Source organism: Neobacillus sp. PS3-34, assembly GCF_030915465.1.
Taxonomy (GTDB): domain Bacteria; phylum Bacillota; class Bacilli; order Bacillales; family Cytobacillaceae; genus Neobacillus_A.
The window spans coordinates 3,744,780-3,756,923 of the sequence record NZ_CP133267.1; the positions used below are offsets into that span (position 1 = coordinate 3,744,780).

A 12,144-nucleotide genomic window follows, 5' to 3' on the forward strand; every position below is an offset into this window, starting at 1 on the left:
TGGCAGTCCTTTTGATTAGCTAATAAGAAAGTATAAGGGCAACTATGCTTTTTGTCTTCGCCCTTAAAGGCTCGCCAATCGGTGAGTATTCTTTAATAGGAAAAATAATGAAAATCAGCTGTTACTGTTGCCTTGATGGACATTTCCCCAGGTTCAATTGAGGTGGAGGTAGCGCCTTTTACAAAAGTACCAGGTTGGTAAAACGGCCGTGGGGATTCCTCCATGCCTTCGGAAACTCGAAAAGGAATTGGATTTAAGCGGACTCTTAGTTTTGCAGAAATCGTTTCAGCTTTCTGAATCGCATTACTTACCGCTGCGGTTAAAGCTTGTTGATAATAATATTCTTTCCTGCTGCTTTTGAATTGAATATTTGATACATAATTGGCACCGTTCTCTATTGTGGTATCGATAATTGTCCCAATCTTTGTTAAGTCTTCTATTTTTACTTCTAGCAAATGAGTAACCTTGAATCCCCGAAAAACTTGTTTCCCCTCTATATAATCGTACTCGGAATCAATCCGGTAATCGAAGGTGCGAATCTTGTTATTTGGGATGCCTAAGGCGTGTAAAGAGTTCAGTACCCTTTGGATATCCTTTGAATTTTGCTGTTGTGCCTCAAGCAAAACTTTGCTTTCAGTAATGACCCCGATACTTACCTGTGCCATATCTGGCGGTACAGATATTTCTCCCTGTCCAATCACTTTTATCAAATTGGAAGATTGCCGTTCAACCTGAATCCCGGAGTGAATTCCTGGGTTTGGAAAATTGCTGTTGTACACTTCATTTCCCCCTCATATTTAGCCTGCTTTATACATTACGTGCAAAAGTGCTTTAAAATGCTACACACGGTTTTTAATAGTAGCAAGTTGTAGCAGGTCATACAGTAAATCTGAATGTGAATTGGAAGTTTAAAAGATTTGCCTGAAATGAAAGTCATAAAGTGTACAGGAAGGCATACATTTTAACTAATGAGACAAGCGCCAGGAGGCAGCTATATGGAATCTATCCTTCGTTTCTTGCCTAAAAGCATTGCAGAAATCATCGACCGCATCCCTCCGGTTCAAAAGAAAGAAATAGAAGAAATTAGAGTACGCATTCATCGTCCGATTGAAATCACTATGAATGGAATTCCACATTTTTTATCCTATTCAGTTTTACCGGAGGATGCGGTTCAGCTATTGAATAAAATCAGCCACTTTTCCATTTATACGATGGAAGAAGAGTTGCAGCGCGGATATATTACCGTCGCAGGAGGCGATCGAATCGGACTGGCTGGCAAGGTAATCCTCGAGCAGGGGAGAGTAAAGGCTATTCGAGACATTTCTTCTTTTAATATCAGGATCGCGAAAGAAAAGCTAGGTATAGCTGAAGTACTAATCCCATTCATCAGAGAGGAAGGCTGGCGGCATACCATGATCATCGGTGCCCCACAGACTGGAAAGACCACACTTCTGAGGGATATAGCCAGAATCATCTCAACAGGGGACTCACGAAGAGGGTTCCAGGCAGAAAAAGTAGGGGTGATTGACGAGCGTTCGGAGATTGCGGGATGTATAAATGGCATACCACAATTAACCTTTGGCCCGCGGATTGATATTTTGGATGCCTGTCCAAAAGCCGAAGGCATGATGATGATGATTCGCTCCATGAGCCCTGATGTTCTTGTTGTGGATGAAATAGGCAGAAAAGAAGATGCAGAGGCCATTATGGAAGCAATACATGCAGGGATTAAATTAATCATGACAACACATGGAAACTCGCTAGCAGAAATTCATAACAGACCATCCTTAAAGGAAATAATTGACCGTAAAATTTTTCAGCGTTTTGTCGTCCTTACCCGCAAAAAAGGCCCTGGTACCATTACCCAAATATTAGATGGGAATGGCATGGAAATGAATCAAAAAGTGAGAGTGACCTAAATGATGAAAATAATTGGAGCCATTTTCATTATTGCTGCTACCACCTGGACGGGATTTGAAGCGGCAAGGCATTTAAGCGAAAGGCCAAGGCAGCTGCGCCAGCTGAAATCAGCACTTCAATCGCTTGAGGCAGAAATAATGTATGGCCACACTCCGTTGCACGAAGCAGCAAGGAGATTGTCGACCCAGTTGTCCAAGCCTCTATCCTGGTTTTTTGAAGCATTTGCTAAAAAATTAACTGGGACAGAAACGACAGTAAAGGAAGCGTGGGAATCGAGCTTAAAGGAAGTTTGGAAAATGACGGCCTTAAAGCAGGGGGAATTTGAAATTATGAACCAGTTCGGTGAGACGCTTGGAAGGCATGACCGATATTCCCAGCAAAAGCAAATCATGCTCACTTTATCTCATCTTGAAAGGGAAGAAGCGGATGCAAGCGAAAGACAGGCCAAGTACGAAAAGATGGTTAAAAGTCTTGGTTTTCTATCAGGATTATTACTCACCATTTTATTGATTTAGGGGGAAAAGCGATGGGCTTAGATGTTGATATTATTTTTAAAATAGCAGGGGTCGGAATTGTCGTCGCATTCCTGCACACTGTCCTGGACCAGGTTGGGAAAAAAGAATACGCGCAATGGGTAACTCTTTTTGGCTTTATTTATATATTGTTTCAGGTAGCGTCCATTGTTGATGACCTTTTCCAAAAAATTAAATCCGTCTTTTTATTTCAATAGAAAGGGGGGCTTTGCCATTGAGATTCTAAAAATAGTCGGGGTCGGACTGATTGCCACCTTCCTGGCATTGATTATTAAGGAGCAAAAACCAAACTTTGCGTTCCTGCTGGTTGTTTTTACAGGGTGTGTCATCTTTTTATTTCTCGTTGATAAAATCTATGAAATTATCTTTATGCTAGAAAAACTGGCTGTCAATGCAAAAGTGAACATGGTTTATGTCGAAACGATTCTGAAGATAATCGGGATTGCCTATATTGCTGAATTTGCCACTCAGATCACCAAGGATGCAGGCCAGGGGGCAATTGCCTCAAAAATAGAATTAGCCGGCAAAATCCTGATTCTCGCTATGGGCATCCCCATTTTAACGGTCATGATTGAAACAATCATAAAATTAATACCAGGCTGATGAGGGTGCCATTTCTTAATTAAAGAGGTGAAAAAGTGAAGCAGAGGCTGCAGATTATTCCTATTATCATTCTTGTATTCTGTTTTTTATACACTCCAGGTGTACAGGCTTCCCAAAAAAACGATGAAGGACAAATTCCCGTTTCTCCTCAAGCACTGGTTGATTCACAACTAAAGTCGCTGGACTTTACAGAGCTGAAATCCTATTGGGAGGAAGTAATGAATAAATACGGGGGGTTTTTACCGGAAAGCCAGAAAGGGAGCCTCTACGATTTCATTAAAGGGGACAAGAAGTTCTCTTTTAAGCAATGGATACAGGGAATCATAAAATTTGCCTTCCATGAATTTTTTGTCAATGGAAAGCTGCTTGGATCGCTGATCATGTTAACCATTTTCAGCATGCTCCTCCAATCCATGCAAAACGCATTTGAACAAAGTGCGATTAGCAAGGTAGCCTATTCCATTGTCTTTATGGTCCTAGTAATCATAGCCCTAAACAGCTTCCATGTCGCTATTAACTATACGAACGAAGCGATTGGTACGATGATCTCGTTTGTTCTCGCGCTTATACCTCTTCTTCTTGCTTTAATTGCCTCTTCTGGGGGAGTTGTATCTGCTGCGTTTTTTCATCCAGTAATTCTTTTTTTAATGAATACGAGCGGCCTTTTCATTCAATATGTAATTCTGCCCCTCCTATTTCTCGCAGCCCTGCTGAGCATTGTCAGCACGATGTCAGAACAGCATAAGGTAAGCCAGTTATCACAATTGTTAAGAAATTGGAGCATCGGGCTCCTTGCCTATTCCTGACGGTGTTTTTAGGAGTCATATCCGTTCAGGGTGCTTCCGCGGCAGTGACTGACGGGGTAGCAATCAGAACAGCGAAATTTGTTACCGGAAACTTTATTCCTGTAATTGGAAGAGTGTTTACTGATGCGACAGACACGGTTATTAGTGCGTCTGTCCTGCTGAAAAACACAGTCGGCATAGCGGGTGTAGCCATTTTATTAATTATTGCAGCTTTTCCTGCAATTAAAATTTTGATGATTGCGTTTACCTATAAATTTGCTGCGGCTATTCTGCAGCCACTGGGTGGCGGTCCTGTAATTTCCTGCCTCGATATCATCAGTAAGAGTGTCATCTACGTATTTGCAGCTTTAGGCATCGTCTCCCTGATGTTCTTTCTGAGCATTACAGTCATTGTCGCGGCGGGAAACTTAACGATGATGATGAGGTAGGGGGAAAAAGATGAGTTTTTTAATAGAGTGGATAACTAATATTATTTTGTTCATTCTGCTGGCATCCGTAATCGATATGCTCCTGCCTAATTCGAACATGAGAAAGTACATTAAAATTGTTACCGGCCTTCTATTGATCGCCATTATTCTTACGCCGGTAATGAAGCTCATTTCGAAGGATTTCGAGACAGCGATAGCCTCCATACCAGCTTTGGAAACGCCAGGTGAAAAAAATATGAAAAATTTAATAGAAATGAAGAAAAAAGAAATACAAGCCTCCCAACATGCATATATTTTAGAAGAAATGGCTGTCCAGCTTAAAAAGGGTGTAGAGGGGGAATTGATGGACCAGTTTGGATTAGAAATTGCCAAAATTGACATTTTAGCAGATGAAAAGACTAATCAAACCTTTCCTGAAAACCTGCAAAAGGTTACGGTTCTTCTGAAACATCCAGACAAGGAAATAGAGACTGTGGAAGCTGTAAAGCAAATTGATATTGATACAGAAGCACCTCTTCCATCGAAAAAAAACACAGAACCAGCAAAAAAGGTCGCGGCTTTTCTCTCAAAGCAATGGAATGTATCAGTAAAAGCAATCGAAGTTTCAATTGAAGGGGGGCGAACCAGTAAGAATGGATAAGGAAAATGGGCCGTTTTCATGGCTGAAAAAATGGCTGTCTAATGAAAAGCCATCAGAAAAAAAAGCTGGAAAATACCAATATATGCTGCTTGTCCTTTGCATCGGGGCAGCATTCATGCTGGCGGGCAATATTCTTTTTAAGGATAAAACAGCCAGCCCAGCATTGACGTCAATGAAGAGCACAGCAGCCAAAACCGAGGAGGTTCCGGCTTTTGGCATAAAAAAATCATCAAGCAACAAGGACATATCGAATTATGAAAGGGCATATGAAAGCCAATTGAAAGACGCTCTGGAAGCAATGCTCGGTGTAAAAGATGTAAGAGTTGTTGTAAATATTGATTCCTCAGAAACAAAGGTTCTTGAAAAAAATAGAGTATTAAAAAATCAGACAACCAATGAGACAGATAAAGAAGGCGGAACACGTAAGGTTGAGGATTCGTCAGTTGATGAACAGCTGGTCATTACACGTAATGGAGATAAGGAAGTTCCAATCATAGTGGAAACGAAAAAACCTGAAATTAGAGGTGTTCTCGTAGTAGCCAAGGGTGCTGAAGATATTCAAGTGAAAAAATGGATCATTGAAGCAGTTACGAGAGCGCTGGGTGTACCAAGCCATCGTGTTGCTGTAATGCCTAAAAAATAAAAGGGGGACTTATTCATGTTATTGAAAAAACAAACAGTCTGGTTATTAACGATGTTATCATTAGTGGTGGTTTTATCAGTGTATTACATTACTTCTCCTGAACAGAAAAGCACAGACTTTACAGCAGTAGAGCAAAAAGCCAAGGATAGTACAGTAAAGAAACAAGCAGTGGCATCAAAGAAAACAGAAGGCAAAACAGTTGTTACCTCAGAAGCAAGCGATGAAGTATTTGAGTCACTTCGCATGGAGCTTGAGGACAAACGCAGTCAGCAAATTGAAAATCTACGCGATGAAGTAGCTTCGACTGATTTGCCCGCAGACAAACGCAGCGAAGCATATGATCAAATGCAGAAATTAAATGAAGCTGCCCAAAAGGAAGAAGTGCTTGAAACATTAATTAAAGCCATGGGTTATGAGGATGCGCTGGTACGGGCAGATGGAGAAGAGGTTCGCATTACAGTTAAATCCAAAAAGAAATCATCCGCAGCTGCCGCAAATGAAATCATCCGCCAGGTTAAAAACGAATTTAAAGAAATGAATTATGTGGCTGTTAAATTTCAGCCTGCTAAATAAGGTTATATCAGAATAAAGGGGCTCTCCTCTTATATACATTCCAAAAAACAGGCATCCCAATCGGGGTGCCATCTTCGTTTTTAAAGTTAATTTCAAACTTGGAAATTTCACTTTTTTGCTAGAAACGTTTAAGATGTAGATAGGAGAAATTTCAAAGAATTTATTTTATGTGTAAATAATCCATTATTGAACTTTTACTAGGTATTATCGTATAGTATTAGTATCTAGTCATAAAAATGGATGTTGCATGCACTTAAAAGACTAGACCTGCCTATTAAAAAAATATTAAAAAAGTTGGACAAGGAGTGCTTTCGTAATGTTAAAAGTACAGGAAATCCGTGAATTGATAAAACTGGTCGATCAGTCCAGCATTGATGAATTCGTTTTTGAACATGAGGGTTCTAAAATTAAAATGAAAAAGAACGCTGCGGAAACCGTTATGGTTGCAAGCGCTGTTCCTCATGCAGCTATTTCCGCTCCAGTTCAGGCTCAGCATCAGGCACCAGTATCTGCACCTTCTGCTGTGAAGCATGAAGCAAAACAGGAAGAAGTGCAACCAGAGCCTGTTAAAGAAACAGAAACATCCAATCTACATAAAATTACATCTCCAATGGTCGGAACTTTTTATGCCTCTCCATCTCCGGATACGGATGTGTACGTTAAAACAGGTTCTAAAGTGTCAAATGACTCAATTGTATGTATTGTTGAGGCCATGAAATTATTTAATGAAATCGAAGCTGAAATAAATGGCGAAATCGTTGAGGTACTCGCGAAAAATGGCCAATTAGTTGAATACGGGCAGCCATTATTTTTAGTAAAGCCTGAATAAGGAGCGGTAACAGGATGATAAAAAAACTGTTAATTGCAAATAGAGGAGAAATCGCGGTAAGGATCATACGTGCCTGCCGGGAAATGGGAATCGAATCGGTTGCTGTATTTTCCGAGGCAGATCGGGAAGCATTACATGTTCAGCTTGCTGACGAAGCGTATTGTATTGGGCCTACTGCTTCTAAAGACAGCTATTTAAATTTCACGAATATTATCAGCGTAGCCAATCTTACTGGCTGCGATGCCATCCATCCCGGTTATGGATTCTTGGCTGAAAATGCCGATTTTGCTGAACTTTGCAGGGAATGCAATATTACATTTGTCGGCCAACTCCTGAAGCGATAACGAAAATGGGAACGAAGGACATCGCCCGTGAAACAATGAAGGAAGCCGGGGTGCCAATCGTACCAGGATCAAAAGGCATAATTAAAGATATCGATGATGCATTGGAGCTTGCCGCTAAAATCGAGTTTCCAGTTATAATTAAGGCGACGGCTGGTGGCGGCGGTAAAGGAATCCGGGCTGGCGCAGAAACGAACAGGAGTTAATTAAAGGGATTAATATTACCCAGCAAGAGGCTCTTACCGCTTTTGGAAATCCAGGCGTCTATATCGAAAAGTACATCGAAGATTTCCGGCATGTCGAAATTCAAGTGCTTGCTGATTCTTTTGGAAATACGATTCATTTAGGTGAACGGGACTGTTCCATTCAGCGCAGACTTCAAAAGCTACTGGAAGAAACCCCTTCTCCTGCACTTGATGGCGAAATTCGTAACGAAATGGGAAATGCAGCAGTAAAAGCCGCAAAAGCAGTTGATTATACAGGTGCAGGCACGGTAGAATTTATATATGACTACAGCAATCGCAAATTCTACTTCATGGAAATGAACACAAGGATACAGGTTGAACATCCGGTAACGGAAATGGTAACAGGTGTGGATTTGATTAAGGAACAGATTAGGGTTGCCTCCGGGGAAAGCCTTCAGCTGAAACAGGAAGAAGTTATATTCAATGGCTGGGCAATTGAATGCCGCATCAATGCAGAAAACCCTGAGAAAAACTTTATGCCTTCTCCTGGAAAAATTAATATGTACCTGCCACCGGGTGGTTTAGGTGTCCGTATTGATTCAGCTGCTTATCCTGGTTATTCAATACCGCCATATTACGATTCCATGATTGCGAAAGTCATCACATACGGCAGCACACGGGAAGAAGCTATATCCCGTATGAAACGAGCGCTTAGTGAATTTGTCGTGGAAGGTATTCATACGACAATTCCTTTCCATTTAAAGCTGCTTGAACACGAAAAGTTCGTAGAAGGCCAGTTTAATACGAAATTTCTTGAAATGTATGATGTGATGAAGTCTTAGTGAAAATCTGGAGGTGTTCTTTATGACAGAAAACAGCATTCTGGAAATGAATCAAGGAAACAATGGTCACGGAAAAGTAGAAATTGCCCCCGAGGTAATTGAAGTAATCGCAGGAATTGCTGCTTCAGAGGTGGAAGGTGTTTCACAAATGCGTGGAAACTTTGCAACTGGGGTAGTAGAGCGTTTAGGGAAAAAGAACCATGGCAAGGGTGTTAAAGTCGAGCTGACAGAAACAGGCATTAAAGTTGATGTGTACTGTTTGATGAAATTTGGTGTATCGATTCCTGCTGTTGCCCAAAAGATTCAAGATAATATCCGGCAGCCTTTTGAATATGACGGCACTCGATGCAGAAGAAGTCAATGTTCATATTGTAGGAATCCAGTTTGAAAACCAAAAGCAAGAAACTGAGATTGAACAGGAAGTTTAATGTCAGACAGCCAGGGGCATCATGGTGCCATCTGGCTTTTTCTTTTTAGAAAAAAGTCTTTGCTTACAGTGCGAAGTAATTTTATATATGCTATTATCATTTATGTGCTTAAAGATTATTAAATCAGCCAGATTGCTAATTCATGGGAAATGATAAAAGGGCGGACATCGTTCACTCCCTGGAAACAGCATTTATCCGGAATTAGATATGGAACGATTACTAATAAATCATGATAGTTGATGAAATTTGGACATAATTTTATTGTCCTTTGAAAAGGAGTTAAAGGTATAATGAAGAGAAGAACGGCAAGGGAAAAAGCGCTTCAGGCTCTTTTCCAAATTGATGTAAGCAGCACGGAACCAGCTTCTGCAATTGAACATGTTCTTGAAGGGGAAGCGGGAGACGATTATTTAAACCTTTTAGTATTGGGTGTTGTTGAAAACAAGGAAGAAATTGATCAATTGATTAAGGTGAATCTTGAAAAATGGTCCATTGAACGTCTGGCAACTGTTGATAGGAACCTCTTAAGAATCGCTGTTTATGAGCTTAAATACTGCCGAAATGACGTGCCGGAAAATGTAATATTGGACGAAGCCATTGAAATTGCAAAACTATATGGAGATGACCAGTCAAGCAAGTTTATTAACGGAGTTCTTTCAAAAGTAAAACAGCAGTTATCTTGACACTCTTCCAGATTGTTGGTCCTCTCCAAATAAAAGGAGGCAGTTAGATTGGAAGCAAAACTGATTAACGGAAAAGAAATTGCCGCAAAAACCAGAACGGAAATCGCTTTGAAAGTGAACGAATTGAAGGAAGACGGCATCATTCCAGGCCTGGCCGTAGTTCTTGCTGGCAACAACCATGCATCCAGGACCTACGTGAATAATAAACAAAAGGCCTGTAAGGAACTGGGCATGAACTCAATGCTGATAGAGTTTCCAGAAAACTTGACCGAAGAAGAATTGCTTACAAAAATTGCTGAATTAAATAATGATAAAGATATCCATGGTATCCTTGTCCAGCTTCCCCTCCCTGGGCATATTGATGAGAAAAAAGTGATTGAATCAATATCGCCTTCAAAGGATGTGGATGGTTTTCATCCAATCAGCATCGGAAGGATGATGACAGGGCAGGAAACATTTCTGCCATGTACACCTTTTGGAATCATGGTGATGCTAAAAGAAATGGATATCGAAGTTTCCGGAAAACATGTAGTGGTTGTTGGCAGGAGCAACATTGTCGGAAAGCCGGCAGGTCAGCTTTTCTTAAAGGATAACGCGACCGTTACATACTGCCATTCGAAAACAAAGGATTTAATGGGTCATACAAATCGGCCGATATCCTTGTTTCTGCAGTGGGTATTGCCAACTTTATCACTTCCGAGCATGTAAAAGAAGGAACTGTGGTTATCGATGTTGGAATGAACCGCGATGAAAATGGCAAGCTATGCGGAGATGTCGATTTTGAAGGTGTTAAACAAAAAGCCAGTTATATTACCCCTGTACCCGGAGGGGTCGGTCCGATGACAATTACGATGTTAATGTACAATACTCTTCTTTCTGCCAAAAGCACCTCAGAAGTCTTTTCAAAAAGGTAGATAGGAAAACGGATATTGTTCCAAAAATATGGTTATACCAGGTTAATGAAATATAGTCCGATCCGAAATTGTCCTTATCCCTGTAAGTTTTATTCCACATCGTTGTTTGCGTGACGAATGGAATTTATAAACTTATAATAGATAAGGGCAGTTTTGTTTTCGTCATTATTAAATTGCATTGAGGGAGTTCGATATGGAAGAGCACCGTTATTTAACAGTCAATGCTTTAACTAAATACATAAAAAGAAAATTTGATGCTGACCCGCATTTACAGGATGTCCTGGTAAAAGGGGAAATTTCAAACTTCAAACGACACTCGAGCGGGCATATGTACTTTACTCTAAAGGATGAGAAAGCACGCATTCTGGCAGTTATGTTTTCTAGCCAGTCCCGGTCAATGAAATTCAATCCCGAAAACGGGATGAAAATCATTGTAAAAGGTGATATCAGTGTCTATGAACCAAGCGGACAGTATCAAATTTATATTAAGGAAATGCGTCCGGATGGTATAGGAGAATTGTTTTTAGCTTATGAGCAATTAAAAAAGAAGCTTGAGGCTGAAGGGTTATTCTCCCCAGCACATAAACAACGGATTCCAGCTTTTCCTAACACTGTAGGAGTCATTACATCTCCAACAGGCGCTGCGATCAGGGATGTCCTGACCACCATAAAAAGGCGGTATCCAATTGCCAGGATCATCGTATTGCCGGCTCTTGTCCAAGGTGAAAATGCGCCGGCCTCGATTGTGAGAGCCATCGAGAAAGCAAATACCATTAATGATATGGATGTCCTAATTGTAGGAAGGGGCGGCGGATCTATTGAGGAATTATGGGCTTTCAATGAAGAAGTGGTGGCAAGAGCCATTTACTCATCAGCCATTCCGATTATTTCAGCGGTGGGACATGAAACCGATTTTACGATAGCTGATTTTGTCGCCGACCTGCGCGCCCCTACTCCAACAGGGGCTGCTGAATTAGCCGTTCCACATATCGACGAATTACTTGAAAGAGTATTACAGAGGCAAACGCGTTTGCTTCGCGCAATGAAGGAAAAGTTTCGTTTTGAAAAAGAACGCCTTGCAAGGATGCAACGATCGTATGCATTCCGATATCCAATGCGCCTTTACGAACAAAAGCTTGAACAGGTGGATAAACTCTCGGAACAGCTTGTCCGTAATACAAAAAGGCTTTCTTTGTTGAAAAGAGAACAGTTGCAAATTGTTCATCAGCGGTTGCAAAGAAATCATCCAAAACAGCTTTTGACGGAGTCGGAAGAAAAATTTCTTCGCTCCCAAAAAGAGCTTGTCCGCTCTATGAAACAAATTTTCATTAAAAAACAAACAGAATTCAGCCATATCATTGCAACACTCGAGGCGCTAAGCCCACTAAAGATCATGGAACGCGGATATAGCCTTGTCTATTCGGATGAAAACAAAATCGTTAAAAGCATTCATCAGGTGAAAAAAAATCAGCCTGTTGAAATTAAACTGACGGATGGAAGCGTTGTTTGTAAAGTAGAGGATATTAAGGAGGATGACCGGCCTTGACGGAAGAGAAAAAGTTAAGCTTTGAAGAAGCGATGAACCAGCTTGAGCAAATTGTTGACAGACTCGAAGAGGGAGATGTACCTCTTGAAGAAGCGATTGCCTTTTATAAGGAAGGAATGGAGCTTTCCAAGCTTTGTCATGATAAATTAAAGAGCGTTGAAGAGCAGCTGACGCAAATTATCACAGAAGATGGGCGGACGGAAAGCTTTTCGATTGATGAGGAGGAATAG

12 protein-coding genes and 4 pseudogenes are annotated in these 12,144 nt (G+C 40.9%); 15 read left to right on the forward strand and 1 reads right to left on the reverse strand.

The window, feature by feature from the left end; translation table 11 throughout:
- Window positions 1–92: 92 nt before the first annotated feature.
- Window positions 93–779 (reverse strand): SIMPL domain-containing protein, encoded by a 687-nt coding sequence (locus RCG23_RS19475; RefSeq protein WP_308177010.1) that lies wholly within the window; start codon window positions 777–779, stop codon window positions 93–95.
- A gap of 216 nt (window positions 780–995) precedes the next feature.
- On the opposite strand from RCG23_RS19475, the gene spoIIIAA reads away from it, so the two are divergent.
- The 15 genes and pseudogenes from spoIIIAA (at window position 996) to RCG23_RS19550 (ending at window position 12,144) form a co-directional block, all read left to right on the forward strand.
- Window positions 996–1,919, forward strand: coding sequence for a stage III sporulation protein AA (gene spoIIIAA / locus RCG23_RS19480; RefSeq protein ID WP_308177011.1), 924 nt, complete (start codon window positions 996–998; stop codon window positions 1,917–1,919).
- A complete protein-coding gene (gene spoIIIAB, locus RCG23_RS19485; protein ID WP_308177012.1) occupies window positions 1,920–2,435 on the forward strand; it encodes a stage III sporulation protein SpoIIIAB in 516 nt (171 codons plus the stop codon). It abuts the gene before it with no gap.
- An 11-nt stretch (window positions 2,436–2,446) separates the two neighbouring features.
- Window positions 2,447–2,650, forward strand: coding sequence for a stage III sporulation protein AC (spoIIIAC, locus tag RCG23_RS19490; protein WP_173070597.1), 204 nt, complete (start codon window positions 2,447–2,449; stop codon window positions 2,648–2,650).
- The gene (spoIIIAD, locus tag RCG23_RS19495; protein ID WP_308180114.1) at window positions 2,607–3,056 is read left to right on the forward strand and encodes a stage III sporulation protein AD; all 450 of its coding nucleotides are present in this window, start codon (window positions 2,607–2,609) and stop codon (window positions 3,054–3,056) included. The genes spoIIIAC and spoIIIAD overlap by 44 nt, the downstream gene beginning before the upstream one ends.
- 35 nt (window positions 3,057–3,091) lie before the next feature.
- Window positions 3,092–4,290 (forward strand): annotated as a pseudogene (spoIIIAE, locus tag RCG23_RS19500) (stage III sporulation protein AE).
- Window positions 4,291–4,300: 10 nt separating this feature from the next.
- Window positions 4,301–4,930: a stage III sporulation protein AF gene (spoIIIAF, locus tag RCG23_RS19505; protein ID WP_308177013.1), complete on the forward strand. Its 630-nt coding sequence runs from the start codon at window positions 4,301–4,303 to the stop codon at window positions 4,928–4,930.
- Window positions 4,923–5,573, forward strand: coding sequence for a stage III sporulation protein AG (gene spoIIIAG / locus RCG23_RS19510; RefSeq protein WP_308177014.1), 651 nt, complete (start codon window positions 4,923–4,925; stop codon window positions 5,571–5,573). Before spoIIIAF ends, spoIIIAG begins: the two co-directional genes overlap by 8 nt.
- Before the next feature lie 15 nt (window positions 5,574–5,588).
- Window positions 5,589–6,146 carry a SpoIIIAH-like family protein gene (locus RCG23_RS19515; protein ID WP_308177015.1) on the forward strand — a complete coding sequence of 186 codons (558 nt, stop codon included), beginning with the start codon at window positions 5,589–5,591 and terminating at the stop codon, window positions 6,144–6,146.
- Window positions 6,147–6,462: 316 nt separating this feature from the next.
- Window positions 6,463–6,975, forward strand: coding sequence for an acetyl-CoA carboxylase biotin carboxyl carrier protein (gene accB, locus RCG23_RS19520; protein WP_308177016.1), 513 nt, complete (start codon window positions 6,463–6,465; stop codon window positions 6,973–6,975).
- A gap of 14 nt (window positions 6,976–6,989) precedes the next feature.
- Window positions 6,990–8,343, forward strand: a pseudogene (accC, locus tag RCG23_RS19525) (acetyl-CoA carboxylase biotin carboxylase subunit).
- 22 nt (window positions 8,344–8,365) lie between these two features.
- A pseudogene (locus tag RCG23_RS19530) lies at window positions 8,366–8,771 on the forward strand (Asp23/Gls24 family envelope stress response protein).
- Window positions 8,772–9,061: 290 nt separating this feature from the next.
- Window positions 9,062–9,454, forward strand: a complete 393-nt coding sequence (nusB, locus tag RCG23_RS19535) for a transcription antitermination factor NusB (RefSeq protein WP_308177017.1) — start codon at window positions 9,062–9,064, stop codon at window positions 9,452–9,454.
- A gap of 48 nt (window positions 9,455–9,502) precedes the next feature.
- Window positions 9,503–10,368 (forward strand): annotated as a pseudogene (gene folD, locus RCG23_RS19540) (bifunctional methylenetetrahydrofolate dehydrogenase/methenyltetrahydrofolate cyclohydrolase FolD).
- A gap of 193 nt (window positions 10,369–10,561) precedes the next feature.
- Window positions 10,562–11,914 (forward strand): exodeoxyribonuclease VII large subunit, encoded by a 1,353-nt coding sequence (xseA, locus tag RCG23_RS19545; RefSeq protein WP_308177018.1) that lies wholly within the window; start codon window positions 10,562–10,564, stop codon window positions 11,912–11,914.
- Window positions 11,911–12,144 (forward strand): exodeoxyribonuclease VII small subunit, encoded by a 234-nt coding sequence (locus RCG23_RS19550; RefSeq protein WP_308177019.1) that lies wholly within the window; start codon window positions 11,911–11,913, stop codon window positions 12,142–12,144. Before xseA ends, RCG23_RS19550 begins: the two co-directional genes overlap by 4 nt.

Excerpts from the sequence above, each read along its gene's own strand:
- spoIIIAA (WP_308177011.1), top strand. The coding sequence starts at position 996 with ATGGAATCTATCCTTCGTTTCTTGCCTAAAAGCATTGCAGAAATCATC.
- spoIIIAB (WP_308177012.1), top strand. The coding sequence starts at position 1,920 with ATGATGAAAATAATTGGAGCCATTTTCATTATTGCTGCTACCACCTGG.
- spoIIIAC (WP_173070597.1), top strand. The coding sequence starts at position 2,447 with ATGGGCTTAGATGTTGATATTATTTTTAAAATAGCAGGGGTCGGAATT.
- spoIIIAD (WP_308180114.1), top strand. The coding sequence starts at position 2,607 with ATGACCTTTTCCAAAAAATTAAATCCGTCTTTTTATTTCAATAGAAAG.
- spoIIIAF (WP_308177013.1), top strand. The coding sequence starts at position 4,301 with ATGAGTTTTTTAATAGAGTGGATAACTAATATTATTTTGTTCATTCTG.
- spoIIIAG (WP_308177014.1), top strand. The coding sequence starts at position 4,923 with ATGGATAAGGAAAATGGGCCGTTTTCATGGCTGAAAAAATGGCTGTCT.
- RCG23_RS19515 (WP_308177015.1), top strand. The coding sequence starts at position 5,589 with ATGTTATTGAAAAAACAAACAGTCTGGTTATTAACGATGTTATCATTA.
- accB (WP_308177016.1), top strand. The coding sequence starts at position 6,463 with ATGTTAAAAGTACAGGAAATCCGTGAATTGATAAAACTGGTCGATCAG.
- nusB (WP_308177017.1), top strand. The coding sequence starts at position 9,062 with ATGAAGAGAAGAACGGCAAGGGAAAAAGCGCTTCAGGCTCTTTTCCAA.
- xseA (WP_308177018.1), top strand. The coding sequence starts at position 10,562 with ATGGAAGAGCACCGTTATTTAACAGTCAATGCTTTAACTAAATACATA.